Here is a 22,221-nt window from a genome sequence, read left to right as displayed (position 1 = left end):
TAGCTTATATTTTTTCCACCACAGGTAATGTATGTACACATTATTTAACCTGCTAGCGATTAAAATCCATTCTCAAAATATTTCACAACAAACGGATAACCCTTTCCATTTTAATCCAGTCGTTATTAATAATCGGATACTCGAGCCTGTAACAAATTTTGTGTAAGTTGTTTTTTTATAAAGAATCTTTGACTCGATAATCACAGTAGATCATAAACCAATTAATAGTTATGCGCCAATTTTTTACTCTTTATCATTACCGATTACAACCAGATCACGTTCCGCCATAAAAATTGCGATATCATATTGTAATCGCTAATGATTAAACTTATTATGTTCGCCATCATAACTCAGTTTGCCTAGCTTACTGACAACCGTTTATTGCTAATTGAGCCAAATCATTATGAAAATTGCTATTATTGCCGCCATGGAAGAAGAAGTATCGCTCCTTCGAAGTAAAATCACCGATTGCCACATCGAAACCATTTTGGGATTTGACTTTTATACTGGACAGATTGACGGTTGCAATGTTGTGTTGCTCAAATCAGGGATTGGAAAAGTCGCGGCCGCAACGGGAACCACATTATTATTGAGCCGCTTTGAGGTCGATGGTGTGATTAATACCGGCTCGGCAGGTGGCTTAGATAGCCGTCTTAAAATTGGCGACGTAGTGATATCAAATAGTGCAATTTACCACGATGTGGATATAACGGCTTTTGGTTATAAACCAGGCCAAATGGCGGGTTGTCCTGTTGCTTTTAGCAATGAGAGTCCACTAAAATCTATCGCAATTGACGCGACAATGGCGCAAGGTGTTGCGGCAGTGGAAGGTACGATTGTGAGTGGGGATTCATTTATTAATAGCGAGAGCGAACTAAGCAGGATTAAAAGACTGTTTCCTGAGGCGATTGCCGTTGAGATGGAAGCGACCGCGATTGCCCATGTTTGCTGGCTGTGCAAAATGCCATTTATTGTTGTCAGGGCGATATCAGATAATGGCGATGATGCATCAGCGATAAGCTTTGACGAGTTTTTACCTTTAGCAGCAAAACAATCATCACTTATCGTTGAATCGATGTTAAAGCAGCTTAAATAGTACTGAGCTAACGATGAACTATATATTTTGGTGTGATATTTTAGGTACTATTGTGTTTGCTATCTCTGGCGTATTATTAGCATCCAAAAAAGAGATGGATCCTATTGGAGCGCTAGTTTTAGGGGTAATAACCGCTATTGGTGGTGGTACAATCCGCGACATCATCTTAAATCACGGCCCGATCTTTTGGATCACAGATTCAACTGACTTATGGGTTGCGATTATTACCTCGCTCTTATCTATGTTATTTATTCGCTACTCTGCGACCACTAAATATCCTAAATGGTTAATGCCGGTGCTTGATGCCATTGGTCTTGCAGTATTTGTTGGTATTGGCGTTAATAAAGCTATTGCATCAGAGGTTAATGCATTAGTCATGATCTGTATGGGAGTGTTAACGGGTGTAGGCGGCGGCATTTTACGTGATGTACTGGCGAGAGATATTCCGATGGTATTTCGCACTGATATCTACGCAACCGCTTGCCTAATTGGCGGCACCGTGCATGTAATCTCCTATCTGTATTTAGGTTTTGCAATTGATATCGCGACCTCATTGGGAATAATCACTACACTGATGATTCGCTTATTGGCAATTTATTGGCATCTCAAGCTACCGGTTGTGTCAGCTAAAAATAGCAACAATACAACAAATAGAGCATAATTTCTTAATTATATTAAAAGTCTACTATGATAGATGTTATTCACGATAGCGCACAATGTTTATTTGAGATATTTATTGTAGCGCATTAAATATTGTTGCAATGCAGCTTTAAAAAAAGTAGCATTAAACAGTATTAACTTAACCACGCGAAAAATTGATAGCTTAAAGTTATCAACGCATACCCTGAAAGTGTGTTCTACATATTGTCAGCTAGCGTATTCCAAAACCACCTGAATGAATCTCAGGTGTTATTAGTCAAAATTAGCTCTCTAAAATATTGAGCTAGTTTTAATAGGAACGCTATATGAACAAACCTCTTATTGCTATTTTTACTACTATTCTCCTTGATGCTATTGGGATTGGTATTATTTTTCCCATTCTACCTGCTTTATTACGCGATATAACACAGACTGAAAACATAGCTATTTATATGGGTATTTTGACCATGCTGTATGCTTTGATGCAGTTTATTTTTTCACCTTTATTAGGCGCATTAAGTGATAGGATGGGAAGACGAACCGTATTGCTATTATCGCTCGCTGGTGCAGCTATCAGCTATGTTTTCATCTTTTTTTCAACTAATATAACGTCATTAATAATAAGTCGTGCAATCGCTGGTATTACAAGTGCCAGCCTTCCCGCTGCAATGGCTTGTGTTACCGATATTTCAGCTCCAGAAAAACGAACTAGGTATTTTGGTCTGTTTAATGCTATGTTTGGCATGGGGTTTATTCTCGGCCCAATATTTGGAGGCATTCTTGGTGAATACTGGGTCCGATTACCCTTTCTTATCGTCTCATTACTTAACGCGGGTAATTTTCTTTTCACTCTATTAGTGTTACCTGAAACTTGTACTGTGATAAAAAAAGAGTTTAAATTATTAACGTTTACCCCTTTGCAGTCAGTTGACTGGTTGCTAACAACAAAAAATATCTTACCAATTATTTCTATTTTTTTAATTCTCAGTTTTACAGGAGAAGCTTGCAGTATTTGTTGGGCGATGTGGGGCAATGATGCTTTTGGTTGGAACGGATATCAGATAGGACTATCTCTAGCAATGTTTGGCCTTTGTCAGAGTTTATCACAAATTTTTTTACCAGAATTAGCCGTCCGTATTTTGGGAAGAAAAAAAACTATTTTATTAAGCATTCTCGCTTTATGTATTGGTTTTTGTACCATGGCTTTTGCAACAAGTAGCTGGATGGTGTTTATGATAATTCCTGTTTTTACACTTGGCAGTATCGGTAATCCAGCGCTACAAAGCTTTGCGACCACCCAAATCCTAAGTGATCAACAGGGGCAGCTTCAAGGTGTCATTTCATCAACATTAAGCCTATCATCAATTATTGCACCTCTATTTTTCTCATTTTTCTATTTTACGATTAGAAATGACTGGCCAGGTGCGATCTGGGTTATAGCTGCGGCGATAAATATTGTTGCAATTCCAGTAGTTTTATATATTTTTCGTCTAAATAATGGCACTCAATAATCGAAGGATTATAGGCTCAACTGAATTATATTAAAAATCTACGACGACCAACGTTAATCGCCATAATAGTTAATAGTTAATATTTATTTTAGACTTTTTATTTCTATTAAGAATTTTGGGCTCCTCGCCTTTAATTAGGCGCCCAATATTGCTGGCATGACGAATGATAATTAAGCATGATAGCATGGCAACGGGCATGGTGAGTTCAGGACGAATAAACCAAACAAATAAAGGCGCCAATAAAAAACTAATAATTGCCGCAACGGAAGAATAACCGGTGATGACAATCGTTATCAACCACGTTGCAATAAATAATCCCGAGAAGTCAAAACCAATCATCACCATTGAACCTAATGCTGTTGCTACGCCCTTTCCACCTTGAAAACGAAAAAAACAAGGAAAAATATGGCCGAGGCAAGCAGCAATAGCGATAATCCCTAAAAAAAATGGTGAAATATTTAGCCGATAAGATAAATAAACAGGTAATAAGCCTTTTAGCATATCAAAAATCAGTACGCACAATGCAGGGAATTTACCATTGACTCTTAACATGTTGGTCGCACCAGGATTATGAGAACCATAATCACTAGGATTGCGTAAATGCATCAGTTTGCTAACAATTAGCGCACCAGATAATGAACCGCTTATATAAGCGGCTATCATCATAATCGAGATCAGCAGCAAATAGTGTTCCTTATGTTGAGGCTATTTCTTTGCTAGTATAGGTTTTAAATAAATTCCTGTATAGGACTGTTTACATTTAGCCACATCTTCTGGCGTACCTTGAGCGATAATTTCACCACCGCCATTCCCCCCTTCAGGACCTAAATCAACGATCCAATCGGCGGTTTTTATCACATCTAAATTATGTTCGATAACCACCACGGTATTGCCACGATCGCGCAATAGATGCAGTTGATTTAATAACTGCTTAACATCGGCAAAATGTAATCCGGTTGTTGGCTCGTCTAAAATATAGAGTGTTTTACCCGTATCTCGTTTCGATAATTCTTTAGCGAGTTTAACACGCTGTGCTTCACCGCCAGACAAGGTCGTTGCCGATTGGCCTATTGTAATATAGGATAAGCCAACATCGACTAACGTTTGTAACCGACGTGCAATCATTGGCACCACGTCAAAAAAGGCTCTCCCCTCTTCAACCGTCATGTCTAATACTTCATTAATCGCCTTGCCTTTGTATTTAACTTCTAACGTTTCACGATTATAGCGCTTACCGTGGCATTGATCACAAGGTACATATACATCAGGTAAAAAGTGCATTTCAACTTTAATTAAACCATCGCCTTGGCAGGCTTCACAGCGACCACCTTTAACATTAAAACTGAAACGACCGGGATTATATCCTCTCGCTCTTGCTTCTGGTACTCCAGCGTATAACTCACGAATGGAGGTAAAAAAGCCCGTGTACGTTGCTGGATTTGAGCGCGGTGTTCGGCCGATTGGGCTTTGGTCGATCGCGATCACTTTATCAAAATGATCTAAACCTTTAATTTCTTTATACGGCGCAATATCGCTTTTCTCGGCTCGATTAAGCTCGTTTTGCGCTAATGGATAAAGCGTGTCATTGATAAGGGTCGATTTCCCCGAGCCTGAAACGCCAGTTATGCAGGTGAATAAACCTACCGGAATATTCAAGGTGACATTTTTTAAATTATTACCAGTCGCACCAATTAATGATAACTGTTTCTTTTTATCTAGTTTGGTTCGCTTGGTCGGGATTTCAATTTTCTCTTTACCCGATAAGTATTTACCCGTCAGTGAATCTTTATTTTTCATGACTTGTTCTGGCGTGCCCTGTGCAATAATTTCACCACCATGCACACCCGCGCCAGGGCCAATATCGATTAAATAATCAGCCGCTAAAATAGCATCTTCATCATGTTCAACCACAATAACGCTATTACCTAAGTCACGTAAATGAGTCAATGTATCAATCAATTTTGAGTTATCGCGCTGATGTAAACCTATTGATGGCTCATCGAGCACATACATAACGCCAACTAGCCCTGCGCCGATCTGGCTTGCCAGTCTTATTCGTTGTGCCTCACCGCCTGACAATGTCTCCGCCGAGCGCGATAAATTTAAGTAGTTTAGCCCGACATTAACGAGGAATTGTAGCCGTTCATTAATCTCTTTTAATATTTTTTCCGCAATTTTAGCGCGTTGCCCAGTTAAGCTGAGTGCACCAAAAAAAGCCTTAGCATTATGGATGCTTAATTCGCTAATGGCAGGTAGGTTAGTGTCATCAATAAAGACATTACGTGCCTCGAGTCTTAACCTTGAACCTTGGCAACTCGGACATGATCGATTACTAATGTATTTAGCTAATTCTTCACGAATCGTTTGCGAATCGGTCTCTTTATAACGACGGCTCAGATTATTTAAAATCCCTTCAAATGGATGCGTGCGTTTAACTGAATCACCACGATCGTTGGTATAAACAAACTGAATATCTTCACGACCAGAACCATTTAAAATAATATTTTTAATTTTGCTGGGGAGTTTTTCAAACGGCGAATCAATATCAAATTTATAATGTTCCGCTAACGACTTTAACATTTGGAAGTAATAAAAGTTACGGCGATCCCAGCCTTTAATAGCACCAGCAGCAAGCGAAACATCTGGCATTTGTACAATACGTTTTTCATCAAAATATTGCTGAACCCCTAAACCATCACAATCTGGGCAAGCACCCGCTGGATTGTTAAATGAAAAGAGTCTGGGTTCTAATTCAGATATGCTATAACCACAAATCGAGCAGGCAAAATTCGCTGAAAAAAGGATCTCTTGGCTATTTGGCTCATCTAAATTAGCAACTTTAATGATGCCATTCGTGATCGATAGCGCCGTTTCAATCGATTCTGCAAGCCGAGACTTCAAATCATCGCGAATACGAAAACGGTCAACCACAACTTCAATAGTGTGTTTCTTTTGCAATTCTAATACTGGTGGATCAGATAAGTCATAAATATCGCCATCAACTCGCACTCGAATGTAACCACTTGCCGATAGTTGTTCAAATAATTTAACAAACTCACCTTTACGCTCGGTAACAACTGGAGCGAGCAACATATAGCGATGCTCTGCTGGCAATGCCATAATTGAATCAACCATCTGGGACACGGTTTGCGCCGCCAATTGGAGGTGATGCGTTGGGCAGCGAGGCTCACCAATACGTGCATAGAGCAAACGTAGATAATCGTAAATTTCGGTAATGGTGCCCACTGTCGAACGAGGGTTGTGCGAAGTTGATTTTTGTTCAATCGAAATCGCGGGAGAGAGTCCCTCGATATGATCAACGTCAGGCTTTTCCATCAATGATAAAAACTGACGCGCATAAGCTGATAATGATTCTACATAACGCCTTTGCCCTTCAGCATATAAGGTATCAAATGCTAGGGAAGATTTACCAGAACCTGAAATACCCGTAATAACAACTAACTTATCACGCGGAATGGTGACATTAATATTTTTCAGGTTGTGTGTACGTGCACCACGAATTTCAATATTTTTAATTGACATGTATCTCTTCTTTATCGACGTTAAAATAATAATTTAGGGCAAAAACCAAAAATGAACTGTACATTATACCAGCGTTTATTAAGTAAATATATTAAATATACAAATAACAACTATAGGATAAAACATCATTTTATCTGTTAATGTGCGGCATAACATGATGTTAGCGTGTTTTAAATAACGATAAATATTTTTAGCGTCCAACAGATGCTCAAATACTCGTGGGGAGATCAAAAAGCAGATAAAAATAGACTAACTAGACTACTTTTATCTGCTCCTTGATAATCTCGTTTACAGTGTTTCGCTTTACGCTTAAAACTACCTTTGCCTTTTAGATTAGTTTCAATACGTTGTTTAAATAATGGGTCACTCATTAATGCCGCTAAAGCATTAGCACGGATGGTGCCTTTTTTGTGTTGATATTTACTCATAAAACTCTCCTTATGTGGTATCGAGGGCATTATACTCGCACTAACTTAAAGCGCAAATATTACCTAGCAATATCTGGCTTGCTTATTTATGAGGTTTATTTTAATCTAATGCCCTTTTGGGGTTATAGCTACAGGTTGTTCAATGGATAAACGTTATTTACAAGCGCATAAAGAGGCAAGAATATCGCTATATATTACCGCTTTATATCTTATCTCTTGGGTGATATCAGCTTACTTCCTCGCTGATGAGCAAGGTGTACTGGGATTTCCTGCTTGGTTTGAAATATCCTGTATACTGGCACCTATCGGGTTTATTCTAATTTGCTACTTAGTTGTTAAATATCGATTTAAAGATATTCCTCTCGGAAAAGAGCGATCAGAGCAAAAACTTAACCAATAAAGACGCTATATTTTATGCAGATTGATATTATTGTTCCTTTAGTGCTTTACCTCACGCTGGTTTTTGCGATTTCAGCCTATGCTTACCTTAAGCGTAAAAAAAGCGAACAATTTACCGATTATTTTATCGGTAACCGAACCATGGGCGGATTTCTTCTTGCTATGACACTTGCCGCTACTTATATTAGCGCTAGCTCTTTTATTGGCGGCCCTGGCGCTGCATATAAATTTGGCTTAGGGTGGGTTTTGCTAGCCATGATTCAAGTCCCTACTGTACTTTTGTCATTAGGTATTTTAGGCAAAAAGTTTGCTATTTTAGCGCGCCAATATCATGCGCTAACCTTAAGTGATATGCTATATGCGCGCTATAATAGTCGCTTAATTGTCTGGCTTGCGAGTATCGCGATTATTGTTGCGTTTGTTGGTGCAATGACCGTACAATTTGTTGGTGGTGCTAGGTTGTTAGAGTCCTCTGTCGGTATCCCTTATGGGTATGGTTTACTGATTTTTGGCATTGGTACTGTTATCTATACCGCTTTTGGTGGATTTCGGGCCGGCATTTTAAATGATGCTTTTCAAGGCATGGTTATGTTAATCGGTGCTATTATTTTGCTGATTGCCGTTATTTATGCCGGTGGTGGTATAACACAAATTATTGCGACCATAAAACAAACTGACCCCGCACTATTGACGCCACAAGGACCGGATAATTTTATGGATTTTCCATTTATGGTGTCATTTTGGGTTTTAGTCTGCTTTGGTGTAGTCGGTTTGCCTCATACTGCGGTGAGATGTATGGCGTATAAAGACAGTAAAGCCGTTCATAGTGGGATTATTTTAGGCACTATTATGGTTACGCTAATCATGTTTACCATGCATTTATCTGGCGCACTCGGCCGGGCCATTTTACCTAATCTAGCAATCCCCGATCAAGTTGTGCCTAATTTGATAGTGAGTGTACTTCCCCCTATTGCCGCAGGTATTTTTTTAGCCGCGCCGCTTGCCGCTATTATGTCAACAATCAACGCTCAGCTATTACAGGTCTCCTCGGTTATTATTAAAGATCTCTTTCTATCAATAAAACCCGAGATGAAAAAATATGATAAAACCCTGACGCGTTTATCGGTTGTGATTACCTTTATTTTTGGTGTGCTATTAATTGTAACCGCTTGGCGTCCGCCTGAGATGGTGATCTGGTTAAATTTACTGGCGTTTGGTGGATTAGAAGCGGTATTTTTGTGGCCACTCGTTTTAGGTCTATATTGGCAACATGCTAATGCTTATGGCGCATTGGCATCGATGACGTTGGGCGCAGCTTGCTATGTGATATTAGCTAGCAGTAATATACAAATTTTTAGTTTCCACCCGATTGTACCGGCATTAATTGTCGGATTAGTGGCCTTTTTACTCGCCAATTATTTTGGCAAACATTTAGCAAATAGAGATTAATATGCCTTGGATCCAACTTAAAATTAATACGACTAATGATAAAGCCGAACAATTCAGTGATTTGCTCGAAGAGAACGGCGCAGTATCGGTAACCTTTCAAGATACTTATGATACGCCAGTATTTGAACCTTTGCCAGGTGAAACCCGTTTATGGGGCAATACTGATGTTATTGGTTTATATGAAGCAGATATAGATACCAAACACTTAATTGATTCACTGCAAGCATCGCCACTATTTAGCAATGAATTGCACTATAAAATTGAGCAACTCGAAGATAAAGATTGGGAACGCGAATGGATGGATAATTTTCATCCCATGCAATTTGGTAAACGCCTTTGGATCTGTCCAAGTTGGCGTGATATTCCCGATCCTGATGCCGTTAATGTGATGCTCGATCCGGGTCTTGCTTTTGGTACCGGAACACACCCAACCACCGCCCTATGCCTGCAATGGTTAGATGGACTTGATTTACAAGATAAGGTGATTATCGATTATGGTTGTGGTTCAGGTATTTTAGCCATTGCGGCGTTAAAATTAGGCGCTAAAGCGGCAATTGGTATTGATATCGATCCACAAGCACTACAAGCAAGTCGTGATAACGCCGAGCGCAATGGCGTTAGTAATAAACTATCGCTGTATCTCGCTAAGGATGTGCCTGCGAACTTACTCGCTGACGTGGTCGTTGCTAATATTTTAGCCGGCCCGCTAAGAGAACTAGAGCCCCACATCAGTGTACTGGTAAAACCGTATGGTTTGTTAGGCTTATCGGGCATTTTAGATAATCAATCAGTGAGTGTGTGTGACACTTACCAAGAATATTTTAAGCTAGATCCGGTGGTAACCAAAGAAGAATGGTGCCGTATAACCGGTCAAAAATATTAAATTTACCGTTATTTTTTATTATAAAAATTTAATTATGCAAAAAAATAGCAGTAATAATAAGAATGCGGAAAACTTAATTTGCCTAAAATAAGAGAAACTTCTTTACATCTAGCGATTTTTTCGGCATCATTTTGCCGCTATTTATCGTTTTAAATGGCGACTAAAGATTATCTGCAAAATCTAACGCTTCGATAAAATTAGCAATTTTTAGTACAAATAAACATCAAGAGGATCCAATGGCAAAAGAAGATAACATTGAAATGCAAGGCACAATACTTGACACATTACCCAATACAATGTTTCGTGTAGAACTTGAGAACGGCCATGTTGTTACCGCGCATATTTCCGGTAAAATGCGTAAAAACTATATCCGTATTTTAACAGGTGATAAGGTTACTGTTGAAATGACTCCGTATGACTTATCTAAAGCTCGCATCATCTTTCGTAGTCGCTAATAATCCATTTTCTATTTATGCCATATTGTATCGCGCCAAATTGCGCGATACCGGCTTGGTTTAGCTAAAAATTAGTATTTAATACGGCTAAAATCCATATCTTGGTATTTAATCCACTTTGTTCTTTTTAACAATTTGTAACTAAACATAATCACTAAAAATAGTGGAATGCCAATATAAGTTGCAATAACACCATTCCAATCAATTTGATCTTGTAAAAAGGCTTCATAATTCTGCCCAAGGGTAATAATTAAACACAGCGCAAAAGCAAATATTGGACCAAACGGGAACAAACTTGATCGGTATGGCAATTTGTCAAGATCAAGGCCTTGGGCAATATACCCTTTCCTAAAACGGTAATGGCTAATCGCTATGCCAAGCCAAGCAATAAAGCCTGTCATACCTGATAGGTTAAGTAACCATAAATACACTTCTCTATCTTCAAACATTGAGGTTAAAAAACAGAGCATAGCAATAAAGGTCGTCGCGAGTAACGCCAATCTTGGTACTCCAGAATGCGATAAACGAGTGAATAACTTAGGGGCTTTGCCCTCTTTAGCTAACGCATAGAGCATACGCGTTGAGGCATATAAACCGGAATTTCCAGCCGATAAAACAGAAGTTAAAATCACCGCATTCATTAATGCTGCGGCAAAAAGTAGTCCTGCATTTTCAAAAACCAGCGTAAATGGGCTGACACTAATATCCGTTTCATCGTTACGTAATAAGCTCGGATCGGTATAAGGAATAATTAAGCTCACAACAAAAATCGCTAATACATAAAAAAGTAAAATTCGCCAAAATACTTGCTTAATTGATTTGGGAATATTCTTTTCTGGATTTTCAGACTCACCCGCCGCGATCCCAATTAGCTCCGTCCCTTGAAAAGAAAACCCAACAATCATCGCAACGCCAATCATTGAGGAAAATCCGCCAACAAAAGGAGCATCACCAATTGTCCAATTATACCAAGGGCTTTGGGATGTCGATACTATTGTTGCAATGCCATCAACCGTAACCACACTTGCATGATGATACCAATCTAAAAAAATATTAATAATCATCCCTGTACCTAATAGTATGAAGATAATCACCGTAACGACTTTTATTAACGAGAACCAAAATTCAGCCTCGCCAAAGCCTTTTACTGAAATATAATTAAGTAGGAAAATAATACTTAAAAAAAGCACGCTCCATAGCCAATTATAGCTACCGGAATCAAACCAATAAGAGATAACTAATTGCGCCGCGACTAAATCGACTGCGACTGTGATTGCCCAGTTATACCAATAGTTCCATCCGATGGCAAAACCAAAGGATTCATCAACATACCTTGCACCATAAGTCGCGAATGTCCCTGATACTGGCAAATAGGCGGCAAGCTCACCTAAACTGGTCATTAAAAAATAGACCATCAAACCAATAATGGCATAAGAAAGTAAAGCACCAGCAGGACCCGCTTGTGCAATCGTTGCTCCGGATGCAACAAACAACCCTGTACCAATTGAACCGCCAATCGCTATCATCGTAAGATGGCGGGCTTTAAGATCACGTTTAAGTTTATTTTGCATAACATATTATTTTTGAGAAAAATTTTACGAAGTGTATCAAAAAAACGGCAATAAGAGATAAATAATTCTAATAAAACCGATTTTTTATAAAAATTATTTAAGGACGAGTTAACTCTTCTAAATTTTCTAGATGCTCAAACGCTTCTTGCCTGCTGTTACCACACATTTCATAACAGGGCCGTAAATTTTGGCAGACTAGCGGTCTAGAGGGCATAGCAAATAATAAACAGCGGTAATTGTTGTCTAAATGAATACAGGCTACACCAGCGCGTTTACCATTTGGCATATCAGGAATTTTACTTGAAATAGACGGTGCAATGCAGCAAGCACCGCAATTTTCTCGACACTGAAAATCATTATTCATAACACGCAGATTTACACAATAAATTTGCTGGTGACAATAGCAAGATAGCGTTAAAATAGCGAGCTTATTTATGCTATTATTGATAACTGGAAAACAAAATTATGCCAAAAGCTAATGAAGTTAAGCGTGGGGATGCAATATCTTACAACGGTAAACTGCTCCTCGTGAAAGATATTGAAGTGCAAAGCCCGAGTGCTCGGGGGGCAAGTACCCTTTATAAAATGCGCTTTGCCGATGTAAAAACAGGTCTAAAAGTTGAAGAGCGCTTTAAAGGTGATGATATTTTAGATCTCATTGAGCTTAACCGTCGCGCAGTTAATTTTTCTTATATCGATGGTGATGAATACGTATTTATGGATGATGAAGACTTTACCCCTTACTCATTTAAACAAGAACAAATTGAAGAGGAATTACTGTTTATTCCCGAAGGGGGAATTGCTGGTCTTCACGTTTTGACGGTGGATGATCAAATCATTGCCCTGGAATTACCACAAACAGTTGAGCTGGAAATTATTGAAACCAATCCAGGAATTAAAGGAGCCTCAGCGAGTGCTCGAACTAAACCTGCGAAATTAACTACCGGTTTAACCGTTCAAGTGCCTGAATATATTAATAACGGAGAAAAAATAAAAATCCATGTTGCTGAGCGCCGTTTTATGAGTCGTGCTGACTAGTTTTGGATGGTTATATTAACGTTATGACAAAAAGAATAACTCAGATTCTATGCTGGAATCTATTTGGTATTTTGCTACTAAGCAGTCAATATTATAGCTATCGTGATGGTTTTTGGTTTGATATCGATTCAACTATTTTTCACTTTTTTAATCACTTTTTAGACGGTAGCCATAAAACATTTCTGTACTTAATTGCGGTTACTAATCATCGCATCTTTGATGTAATCTCTTTTGTAGCCATGGCTCTGCTTTATTACCTCTATTTTCGCCGAGAGAATAAGGATGAGAAACAAAAAATGATTGCGCTTGGCTTGATGATGCTTATGATGGCTGTTTTGATTAAACAATGGGGACGATTTATTCCTATCGCTCATGAAAGTCCAACACTCTATTTCGAGCCATTTGAATCAATTAATCGAATTTCAAAATTGACACATTTTGGTACTAAAGATGCATCTGGAGATAGCTTTCCTGGCGATCATGGTATGATGTTAATGATTTTTGCTGCTTTTATGTGGCGATATTTTGGTTTAAAAGCATTTATCCAATCAGCAATCATTGTCATCGTTTTTTCGGCGCCACGTATTATTGCTGGCGCGCATTGGTTTACAGATGTTTATGTTGGTTCGTTAGCCATAACCAGCATTGTACTCAGTTGGTTTTTACTAACACCTGCCAGCGATTATTTAGTACATTGTCTATTGCGCTTAATACCTAAGCGCTTCTTTAAAACCTCATGACTAATTAAATTATATGAAAATTTATAATCAGAATAAATTACACAAACGTTTAAGACGGCAAGTCGGCGAAGCTATTGCCGATTTTAATATGATTGAAGATGGTGATCGAATCATGGTTTGCTTATCGGGCGGTAAAGATAGCTATACTATGCTTGATATTTTGCTCAATTTAAAAATGAGTGCACCGATTAATTTTGAGTTAATCGCGGTTAATCTTGATCAAAAACAGCCTGGGTTCCCTGAACATATTTTACCTGAATACCTCCTGTCGTTAGGCGTAGAACATAAAATAGTTGAAGAAAATACTTATGGTATTGTCAAAGAGAAAATACCCGAAGGCAAAACAACGTGTTCACTGTGTTCACGTTTAAGACGAGGCATTTTGTACCGTACTGCCACTGAAATTGGCGCAACTAAAATCGCCTTAGGTCATCATCGTGATGATATTTTAGAAACACTATTTCTAAACATGTTTTATGGCGGAAAACTAAAAGCAATGCCGCCAAAATTGATGAATGATACCGGCGAACATATTGTAATAAGGCCTCTTGCATACTGTAAAGAGAAAGATATCAGCCAATATGCGGAGTTAAAGCATTTTCCAATTATTCCGTGTAACCTGTGTGGCTCTCAACCTAATTTACAAAGAAAAGTCATTAAAGAGATGCTAAACGAATGGGATAAAAAATTCCCAGGACGCATTGAAACGATGTTTCGCGCTACTCAAAATATTACCCTTTCTCACCTTTGTGACACTAACTTGTTTGATTTTAAAGGTATCAAAAAAGGCGACGAAATTGTTAACGGAGGAGATCTTGCTTTTGATCGTGAAGAAATGCCGATCAATAGTTTTGACGCCAGCGAAATTGCCGAGCAAGATCTAATTTTATGGCAAGAAGTTAACTAATTAATGACGAATATTCCACTTAGTCTTTATATTCATATGCCTTGGTGCGTACAAAAATGCCCATATTGTGATTTCAATTCGCATAATATTAAGCAAGCGCCTGCATATGAGGAATATATTAATCACCTATTAGCTGATTTACGCCACGATCTTGCCTTAACAAATAATCGAGCGATCCATTCTGTATTTATTGGTGGCGGAACACCAAGTCTATTTTCAGCTGAATTAATCAACCGATTGTTAACAAACATTCAAACTTATATTCCATTTGCAGCAGGGGCGGAAATAACCATTGAAGCTAATCCAAACTCAGCTGATGCTAACCATTTCAGCGGATATATTGATGCAGGAATAAACCGAATCTCAATTGGCGTACAAAGTTTTCAACCTGATAAATTAATTAAACTGGGCCGTATTCATGACCCTGATGAGGCAATTAAAGCGGCGCAACTAGCACGAAAACTTAATTTGCGCAGTTTTAACCTTGATCTAATGCACGGTTTACCCGATCAGTCACAATCGGATGCATTATCTGATCTAAAACAAGCTATTTCACTCTCTCCTCCTCATCTGTCATGGTATCAATTAACGATTGAACCTAATACCTTGTTCGGTTCAAAACCGCCTAAATTGCCTGATGAAGAGCTATTATGGGATATTTATCAACAAGGTGATAAGCTATTAACGGATAATGGTTATGTGCAATATGAAACGTCTGCCTACGCAAAATCTGGCTTGATGTGCCAACACAATCTCAATTATTGGCGTTTTGGTGATTATATCGGTATTGGGTGTGGTGCTCACGGTAAATTGACTCAAGCCGATGGCAAAATCATTCGCACAGTAAAAACAAGGCATCCTAAAGGCTATTTAACTGGACGTTATTTAGAAAAATCTTATCAAGTACCACATGATGAACTACCTTTTGAATTCTTTATGAATCAGTTCAGGCTATTTGAAGATGCACCTAAAATCCGCTTTATTGAACGGACAGGCTTAACATTTAAGCATATAGAACAACCGATTAAACTAGCAATAGAGCAAGGCTATCTTACGGAAGATAAGGATAATTGGCAACTCACAAAACGAGGTAAATTGTTTCTTAATTCACTGCTCGAGCTCTTTTTATAACAACCGTATGGTTTTAATCTAATTTGCTAATAAATTGAGTGCTATTCGAACCAAATTAAGGATGCCATTCTACCTGTTTGAGACTGGCGACGGTAAGAGTAAAATAACTCACTTTCGCTATAAGTGCAGTGTTCTCCACCATAAATATGCTGCAGGCCAAGCTTGGTTAAGCGTTGTCGAGCTAATAAATAGAGATCAGCAAGATACTTTTGTTGAGTTTGCTCGACTAATTGGAAAGCATTAGATGCCTCACTATCATAAAACTCAAATTGAGCTTTGACTTCGGCGCCGACCTCAAATTTTAACGGCCCAATTGCTGGGCCTAACCACGCCATGATTTGCGATGGCTGACATTTAAAATGACGAACGCTATTTTCTAAGATCCCTTGGCATAATCCGCGCCAACCAGCATGAGCAGCAGCGATTTCGTCGCCTTGCTGCGAACAAAATAGCACCGGTAAGCAATCTGCTGTTAATACCGCACTAATTACCTTTTTTTGCTGACTATAGCTCCCATCAGCATCGACCGAGTGATAATTAGCAAGATCAATCACCTTAGTACTGTGAATTTGATTTAACCAAATTGGCTCGCTTGGTAGCCCTTCTGATTGTTTAACGAGCATACGATTTTCAATAATATGATTTAGATCGTCGCCAACATGGCTAGCTAAATTAAGCGAATGGTAAGGCGCCGTACTTCGTCCACCTTGACGAGTGGTGGTCAATGCCCGGATGTTATCTGGCGCGGGCCAATTAGGATAAACCGCCTTAAGCATTGTTATTTACCAATCGATCTCATCTTGATGCAATTTAGTATCTTCTTGCAACACCTTGATCAATTGCTGCATATCTTCTGGAATTGGAGCATGCCATTCCATCTGTTCTCCCGTGATGGGATGAAATAATCTTAACATCGTTGCATGTAAGGCTTGACGATCAAAATTACGCAAAGTTTGGATGAACTCCTCCGTCGCGCCTTTTGGTGGCCTTGGTCTTCCGCCATATAACTGGTCACCAATGAGTGGATGGGCATAATGTGCCATATGAACACGAATTTGGTGTGTGCGTCCTGTTTCAAGACGTAAGCGTAAACGTGTATGTGCGCGATATTTCTCCATTACACGGTAATGGGTTACCGCGGGTTTGCCAGTTGGGAATACCGCCATATGTGTGCGTTTAGTCGGATGACGCGTAATCGGCTTATCAATCGTCCCACCAGCCGTCATAATACCCATAGCAACGGCTTCATACTCACGTGTAATTTCACGCAACTGTAAAGACTCGACTAAGCGAGTCTGTGCTTCAATGGTTTTAGCGATCACCATTAATCCAGTGGTATCTTTGTCTAATCGATGAACAATCCCAGCTCTTGGTACGCTTGCAATTTCAGGATAGTGATGGAGCAGTGCATTTAGTACTGTACCATTTGGATTACCCGCACCGGGATGAACAACTAAATCGCGAGGTTTATTAATAACTAAAATATCATCATCTTCGTAAACAATATTAAGGGGGATATTTTCACCTTGGTGATAGGTTTCTTCTTCGATTAATGCGTTAAGAATAATATGTTCCCCGCCTAATACACGTTCTTTAGGCTTATCAACAACCATATTATTAACTTTTACATGACCGTCTACGATCCAATCTTTAATTCGTGATCGCGAGTACTGTGAAAATAATTCAGCTAGAGCTTGATCTAACCTCATGCCTAACTGATGCTCGCCAATTTCGGCGGTTAATTGTAACTTTTTTAGTGTGCTATCTGACATAATTATCTATATTAAGTAGAGTTTTTACTCTAGAGTGTTTTAAGCTATAATAAATTAGAGTATCATATACGCTCAAATGGGTTAATGTTTATTTTAATATTTCTTAAAATAAAAGTTTTAAAATAAATAACAATGGATTAATGATTGAATGAAATTACATCTTAAATATTCTTTTATCGCGGCAATGACTGGTTTACTAATGGCGTGTTCATCAGCTAAGCCTGATGTTGAGAATGTGCCAGAGAAAGATTTATATGCCATTGCAGAACAAGAATTGCAAAGTGGTAATCTTAAAACGAGTATCGCAAATTTAGAGGCTTTAGATAAGGCCTATCCATTTGGCCCTTACTCGCAACAAGTCCAACTAGATTTAATTTATGCATATTATAAATCAGGTGACTTACCCGTAGCAATTGCCTCAATTGACCGTTTTTTAAAACTTAATCCAACCCATCCAAATGTTGATTGGGTGATTTATATTCGTGGTCTTGCTAATATGGCGCAAGATGATAACCAAATTCAGGGCTGGTTTAATGTTGATCGCGCTGATCGTGAAACGTCATATGCTAAGGCTGCATTTAAAGACTTTAGCCATTTAGTCTCTAATTATCCAAATAGCCCTTATAGCTATGATGCTGAAAAACGACTTGTATTCTTAAAAGAGCGTTTAGCTAAATACCAGCTTAGAGTTGCACAATATTATACCGAACGCGGGGCTTATGTTGCGGTTGTTAATCGTGTTAACGATATGTTAATAACCTTCCCTGATACAGATTCAGCAAAGCATGGATTAGTACTGATGCGTAACGCTTATAATCAATTAGGTTTAAGCGAGGAAGCGGAAAAAACAGATAAGCTTATTGAAGCGAATATCGGTAATACCTCATCCTCTATCGACAGTAATAAACCATTTTTATGGATTTTCTAATGTGAGTGATAAGCGGTGCAAATCTATCGCCGCTTTCTGTCATTAAGCTTATCGCGCAATTCCATTTCTATTCAATGAGCTTTTTTCTATGCAAAAGACTAAATCGATAATCTACCATGAGCCGATAGCTTTGAGCTAAAATAAACATTAACGCTTGAATCAACACGATGCAAGCACTGGTACTGGCGCTAAAGTGATAACTAATTAAGGTACCTAAAATACAAGAAATTATGGACACTAAAATCGCAATAACTAGCATTCGCTCAAACCGCTTAGATAATAAAAATGCAATAATACCTGGCGCAATTAACATGGCAATAACCAAGATCACACCGACTGCTTGCAACGATGCCACAATCGTTAGAGCAAGAAATGTTAATAAACCATAATGTAGCAGCCTTGTCGGCAAACCAACAACTTTTGCTTGGACAGGATCAAAACAAAATAGCATTAAATCTTTGCGTTTTATAAGTGTCACTACCGATACAATCAGTGCAATAATAACGATTTGAATAAGCTCACTATGAGTGGTGCCTAACACGCTACCAAACAAAATATGATTAAGATGTTGCTCAGTATCGACCTTGGAAAACAAGACTAAACCAAAAGCAAACATACCAGAATAGACAATCCCCATTACGGTATCTTCTTTTACTCGGCAATTTTGTTTAATGTAACCGGTTGCCAAAGAACAAAAAAAACCAGAAGCAAATGCACCAATAATAATGGGAATACCTCCTAGATAAGCTAAAACGATACCCGGCAAAACTGCATGAGAAATCGCATCCCCCATTAATGACCAGCCTTTTAAGACAAGAAAGCAAGATAAGATAGCGCAGACGAATCCGGTCGTAATGGCAACAATAATTGCTCTTTGCATAAAAGGGTAGCTTAATGGTTCAATAATAAAATTTAACCATTCCATCAAGAATACTCCTTATTATTTAGCTGTTTGCGAATGCGTAAACGGTTAGGGATTAAACCATGCTGAGGAGCAAATAGAAATGCTAATAAAAAGATGATCGTTTGTAAGGTAATAATCACGCCACCTGTTGCCCCGTCAAGATAGTAACTAAGCCATGCGCCAATACCGCTAGAAAAAAAACCAATTAAAACGGCAATAATTAATAACCGAGAAAAGCGATTAGTTAATAAATAAGCTGTTGCACCTGGTGTGATCACCATAGCAATAACTAAAATTGCTCCCACTGTTTGTAAGGCTGCAACGGTACAAGCACTTAAAATAGTAAAAAAAATAATTTTTAGCTTTAAAGGTGATAGACCAATCGAACGCGCATGAATTTCATCAAAAAAAGCAACCAATAAGTCTTTCCACAATAAAATTAATAGCAATAATGATGCGGCTATAATAATTTCTACCTGCCATAAATCTTCATCAGCAATGGTTAAAATGTTTCCCATAATAATGGCGTTAATATTCACTGAGGTTGGGTTTAGAGAAATAATTAAAAGACCAAAAGCAAAAAAAGTGGAAAAAATGAAACCAATAATCGCATCCTCTTTTAGTCGACTAAAATAACGAATGATCGTAATTGAGATCGCTGCCAAAAAACCGGTAAAGAATGCGCCGATAGAATAAGGTAATCCCAAAGCATAAGCCCCTGCTACCCCCGGCACCACTGAGTGCGATAAAGCATCGCCCATCAATGACCACCCTTTTAACATCAGATAAGCAGATAAAAAAGCACACGCAGAGCCAACTAAACAACTTGCCCAGATTGCTTTTAGCATGTATTGATACTGAAAAGGCTCTAATAATAGTTCCCACATATTATTTTTTCCTCAGTGATTCATGCAGCAAGTTGTGGTGGGGTGAATCATCGTGCCCTTCACCATAAAAAACTGCCGCTCTTTCATCATCGGTCAATACAGAAACCACCCTTGGATCCTCGTCGTCATGCAATTTATCGCCGGAAAGGCTTAAATAGCGTAATGCTCCACCAAATGTAGTCATCAAGTTCTGCGGGGTAAACGTGGTTTTAGTCGGCCCTTGTGCCAGTACAGTGCGATTAAATAGTACTACCTGATCACAAAATTCGGGGACACTACCTAAGTTATGGGTAGACACTAAAATAAGATGTCCTTCCATTTTTAATGCTTTTAATAAATCGATAATTGCATTTTCAGTCTTAACATCAACTCCAGTAAAAGGCTCATCTAGCAATAATACTTTGCCTTGTTGAGCCAGTGCCCTAGCTAAAAATACCCGTTTTTTTTGTCCGCCAGAAAGTTCACCAATTTGCCTATTTTTTAGCGCCGACATATTGACGCGCTCTAGCGCTATGTCTACTTGCTTTTTATCTTCTTTGGAGGGGATCCGTAGAAATGACATACGCCCATAACGCCCCATCATGACGACATCAGAGACTAAAACAGGAAAATCCCAGTCAACTTCTTCGGTTTGTGGCACGTAAGCAATAATATTTTGCTTTAGCGCTTTAGTGACCGATAGATTATTGAGTGTGACACTACCGCTTCGAGGTTTAACCATTCCCATAATGCTTTTAAATAGTGTCGATTTTCCGCTACCATTAATGCCAACCAGCGCACAAATAGTCCCACCATTGAGTTTAAAGCTAGTATTATGAATCGCGGTATGGCCATTATTGTAGGTAACAGTGATATCATCAATATTTAATGTCATCGGATCATTTGAGTTGTTCATCATTCATAACCTTTAGCAATAGTTGCAACCGTTACGGTCAATAAGTCAATATAAGTGGGAACAGGTCCATCTTGCTTGGATAATGAATCGACATAAAGCACACCGCCATACTTAATACCCGTTTCACGGCTCACCTGTATCGCTGGTTTATCTGAAATAGTGCTTTCACTAAAGATGACGGGAATATTATATTTTCTGACCAAATCAATGACGGTCTTAACTTGTTTCGGCGTTCCTTGTTGCTCAGCATTGATAGGCCACAAATAGGCCTCGTTAAAATCATAATCTCGCGCTAAATAGCTAAATGCTCCTTCACTGGTAAGCAACCAACGCTGATCTTTAGGAATTTCTGCTAACTTATGCCGTAATGGTAAGTCCATCGCTTTTATTTTTTCAATGTAATTTGTCGCGTTTTGATTATAAATATCCGCGTTATTAGGATCATATTTAACCAAAGCTTTACGGATATTTTCAACGTAAATAAGTCCTTCACTTGGAGACATCCAAGCATGGGGATTCGGATTACCTTTGTAGCTGCCTTCTTGAATAGGCATTGGGGAAATGCCTTCTGTCACTATTACTGAGGGTACATTTTTAATATCTTGAAAAAATCGCTCAAACCAGCGCTCTAGGTTTAAGCCATTCCATAGAATTAAGTCAGCTGATTGGGCTTTGACAAGATCTTTTGGGGTTGGTTCGTATTCATGAATTTCTGCTCCTGGTACAGTAATTGATTCAACAATAGCAGCCTCTCCAGCAATATTTTGTGCGATATCTTGAATAATAGTAAATGTTGTAATTACTTTAAGCTTTTTTTGTTCAGCATTAACATGACAGCTAATCACAATCAGTAGCGAAAAGAACAAAGCAGAAAAAATATTATATTTTATCAAACTACGATTGCATAGTGTCATATAATAACCTTTCGATTAAATGTTAATGATAATTATTATCATTCAATAAATTTAAAGTCAAACTTTTATTCATCATATAAAACTCGACTCTTGATAAATAACTATTACTGAAAATAGCTTATTAATATCAG

Annotated in this window: 23 protein-coding genes; 12 read left to right on the top strand and 11 right to left on the bottom strand. The window is 38.5% G+C overall.

Annotation, left to right across the window (positions count from 1 at the left end):
- Positions 1-403 precede the first annotated feature (403 nt).
- The 3 genes from mtnN to RHO12_11470 all read left to right on the top strand — a co-directional run bounded on the left by mtnN (position 404) and on the right by RHO12_11470 (position 3,246).
- The gene (gene mtnN / locus RHO12_11480) at positions 404-1,096 is read left to right on the top strand and encodes a 5'-methylthioadenosine/S-adenosylhomocysteine nucleosidase (GenBank protein WVD65973.1); all 693 of its coding nucleotides are present in this window, start codon (positions 404-406) and stop codon (positions 1,094-1,096) included.
- 13 nt (positions 1,097-1,109) lie between these two features.
- Complete coding sequence (locus RHO12_11475; protein ID WVD65972.1) at positions 1,110-1,757, top strand: TRIC cation channel family protein; 648 nt, start codon at positions 1,110-1,112, stop codon at positions 1,755-1,757.
- Between the two features lie 304 nt (positions 1,758-2,061).
- Positions 2,062-3,246 carry an MFS transporter gene (locus RHO12_11470; protein ID WVD65971.1) on the top strand — a complete coding sequence of 395 codons (1,185 nt, stop codon included), beginning with the start codon at positions 2,062-2,064 and terminating at the stop codon, positions 3,244-3,246.
- Positions 3,247-3,315: 69 nt separating this feature from the next.
- Here RHO12_11470 and plsY read toward each other — a convergent pair whose 3' ends face one another.
- From plsY to RHO12_11455, 3 genes are all read right to left on the bottom strand, one after another.
- Positions 3,316-3,912: a glycerol-3-phosphate 1-O-acyltransferase PlsY gene (gene plsY, locus RHO12_11465; GenBank protein ID WVD65970.1), complete on the bottom strand. Its 597-nt coding sequence runs from the start codon at positions 3,910-3,912 to the stop codon at positions 3,316-3,318.
- 39 nt (positions 3,913-3,951) lie between these two features.
- A complete protein-coding gene (gene uvrA, locus RHO12_11460; protein ID WVD65969.1) occupies positions 3,952-6,789 on the bottom strand; it encodes an excinuclease ABC subunit UvrA in 2,838 nt (945 codons plus the stop codon).
- A gap of 227 nt (positions 6,790-7,016) precedes the next feature.
- Positions 7,017-7,217: a ribosome alternative rescue factor ArfA gene (locus tag RHO12_11455; GenBank protein WVD65968.1), complete on the bottom strand. Its 201-nt coding sequence runs from the start codon at positions 7,215-7,217 to the stop codon at positions 7,017-7,019.
- Between the two features lie 142 nt (positions 7,218-7,359).
- Here RHO12_11455 and RHO12_11450 point away from each other — a divergent pair, with 142 nt between their 5' ends.
- From RHO12_11450 to infA, 4 genes are all read left to right on the top strand, one after another.
- Positions 7,360-7,617: a YhdT family protein gene (locus RHO12_11450; GenBank protein WVD65967.1), complete on the top strand. Its 258-nt coding sequence runs from the start codon at positions 7,360-7,362 to the stop codon at positions 7,615-7,617.
- A 14-nt stretch (positions 7,618-7,631) separates the two neighbouring features.
- Entirely contained in the window at positions 7,632-9,065 is a 1,434-nt protein-coding gene (gene panF / locus RHO12_11445) for a sodium/pantothenate symporter (protein WVD65966.1), read from the top strand.
- 1 nt (position 9,066) lies between these two features.
- A complete protein-coding gene (gene prmA, locus RHO12_11440) occupies positions 9,067-9,948 on the top strand; it encodes a 50S ribosomal protein L11 methyltransferase (protein WVD65965.1) in 882 nt (293 codons plus the stop codon).
- Positions 9,949-10,184: 236 nt separating this feature from the next.
- Positions 10,185-10,403 carry a translation initiation factor IF-1 gene (gene infA / locus RHO12_11435; GenBank protein WVD65964.1) on the top strand — a complete coding sequence of 73 codons (219 nt, stop codon included), beginning with the start codon at positions 10,185-10,187 and terminating at the stop codon, positions 10,401-10,403.
- Between the two features lie 71 nt (positions 10,404-10,474).
- Here infA and RHO12_11430 read toward each other — a convergent pair whose 3' ends face one another.
- Together RHO12_11430 and RHO12_11425 are read right to left on the bottom strand one after the other, a co-directional pair.
- Positions 10,475-11,974, bottom strand: coding sequence for an amino acid permease (locus RHO12_11430; GenBank protein ID WVD65963.1), 1,500 nt, complete (start codon positions 11,972-11,974; stop codon positions 10,475-10,477).
- Between the two features lie 97 nt (positions 11,975-12,071).
- Complete coding sequence (locus tag RHO12_11425) at positions 12,072-12,338, bottom strand: YkgJ family cysteine cluster protein (GenBank protein ID WVD65962.1); 267 nt, start codon at positions 12,336-12,338, stop codon at positions 12,072-12,074.
- 101 nt (positions 12,339-12,439) lie between these two features.
- Here RHO12_11425 and yeiP point away from each other — a divergent pair, with 101 nt between their 5' ends.
- Genes yeiP through hemW form a run of 4 tightly spaced genes read left to right on the top strand, consistent with a single transcriptional unit; the run spans position 12,440 to position 15,790 of the window.
- Positions 12,440-13,012 carry an elongation factor P-like protein YeiP gene (gene yeiP, locus RHO12_11420; GenBank protein ID WVD65961.1) on the top strand — a complete coding sequence of 191 codons (573 nt, stop codon included), beginning with the start codon at positions 12,440-12,442 and terminating at the stop codon, positions 13,010-13,012.
- A gap of 23 nt (positions 13,013-13,035) precedes the next feature.
- Positions 13,036-13,752 carry a phosphatase PAP2 family protein gene (locus RHO12_11415; protein WVD65960.1) on the top strand — a complete coding sequence of 239 codons (717 nt, stop codon included), beginning with the start codon at positions 13,036-13,038 and terminating at the stop codon, positions 13,750-13,752.
- Between the two features lie 13 nt (positions 13,753-13,765).
- Positions 13,766-14,659, top strand: coding sequence for a tRNA 2-thiocytidine(32) synthetase TtcA (gene ttcA, locus RHO12_11410; GenBank protein WVD65959.1), 894 nt, complete (start codon positions 13,766-13,768; stop codon positions 14,657-14,659).
- 3 nt (positions 14,660-14,662) lie between these two features.
- Positions 14,663-15,790 carry a radical SAM family heme chaperone HemW gene (gene hemW, locus RHO12_11405; GenBank protein WVD65958.1) on the top strand — a complete coding sequence of 376 codons (1,128 nt, stop codon included), beginning with the start codon at positions 14,663-14,665 and terminating at the stop codon, positions 15,788-15,790.
- Positions 15,791-15,831: 41 nt separating this feature from the next.
- Here hemW and pgeF read toward each other — a convergent pair whose 3' ends face one another.
- Both pgeF and rluD read right to left on the bottom strand, forming a co-directional pair.
- Positions 15,832-16,566, bottom strand: a complete 735-nt coding sequence (gene pgeF / locus RHO12_11400; GenBank protein ID WVD65957.1) for a peptidoglycan editing factor PgeF — start codon at positions 16,564-16,566, stop codon at positions 15,832-15,834.
- A gap of 6 nt (positions 16,567-16,572) precedes the next feature.
- Positions 16,573-17,562, bottom strand: coding sequence for a 23S rRNA pseudouridine(1911/1915/1917) synthase RluD (rluD, locus tag RHO12_11395; GenBank protein WVD65956.1), 990 nt, complete (start codon positions 17,560-17,562; stop codon positions 16,573-16,575).
- A 148-nt stretch (positions 17,563-17,710) separates the two neighbouring features.
- Between rluD and bamD the strand changes: the two genes are divergently transcribed.
- Complete coding sequence (gene bamD / locus RHO12_11390) at positions 17,711-18,490, top strand: outer membrane protein assembly factor BamD (GenBank protein WVD65955.1); 780 nt, start codon at positions 17,711-17,713, stop codon at positions 18,488-18,490.
- 67 nt (positions 18,491-18,557) lie between these two features.
- Here bamD and RHO12_11385 read toward each other — a convergent pair whose 3' ends face one another.
- Genes RHO12_11385 through RHO12_11370 form a run of 4 tightly spaced genes read right to left on the bottom strand, consistent with a single transcriptional unit; the run spans position 18,558 to position 22,090 of the window.
- Complete coding sequence (locus RHO12_11385) at positions 18,558-19,415, bottom strand: metal ABC transporter permease (GenBank protein ID WVD65954.1); 858 nt, start codon at positions 19,413-19,415, stop codon at positions 18,558-18,560.
- Entirely contained in the window at positions 19,415-20,281 is an 867-nt protein-coding gene (locus RHO12_11380; GenBank protein WVD65953.1) for a metal ABC transporter permease, read from the bottom strand. Before RHO12_11380 ends, RHO12_11385 begins: the two co-directional genes overlap by 1 nt.
- Position 20,282: 1 nt before the next feature.
- Entirely contained in the window at positions 20,283-21,179 is an 897-nt protein-coding gene (locus RHO12_11375) for an ATP-binding cassette domain-containing protein (protein ID WVD65952.1), read from the bottom strand.
- On the bottom strand, positions 21,176-22,090 hold the full coding sequence (locus RHO12_11370) for a metal ABC transporter substrate-binding protein (GenBank protein WVD65951.1): 915 nt from the start codon (positions 22,088-22,090) through the stop codon (positions 21,176-21,178). The genes RHO12_11375 and RHO12_11370 overlap by 4 nt, the downstream gene beginning before the upstream one ends.
- Positions 22,091-22,221 lie beyond the last annotated feature (131 nt).

This window comes from Orbaceae bacterium lpD02 (assembly GCA_036251875.1).
Lineage (GTDB): Bacteria > Pseudomonadota > Gammaproteobacteria > Enterobacterales > Orbaceae > Orbus > Orbus sturtevantii.
Note: the sequence above shows the minus strand (reverse complement) of the source record. Positions and strands in the feature narration are given on the sequence as shown.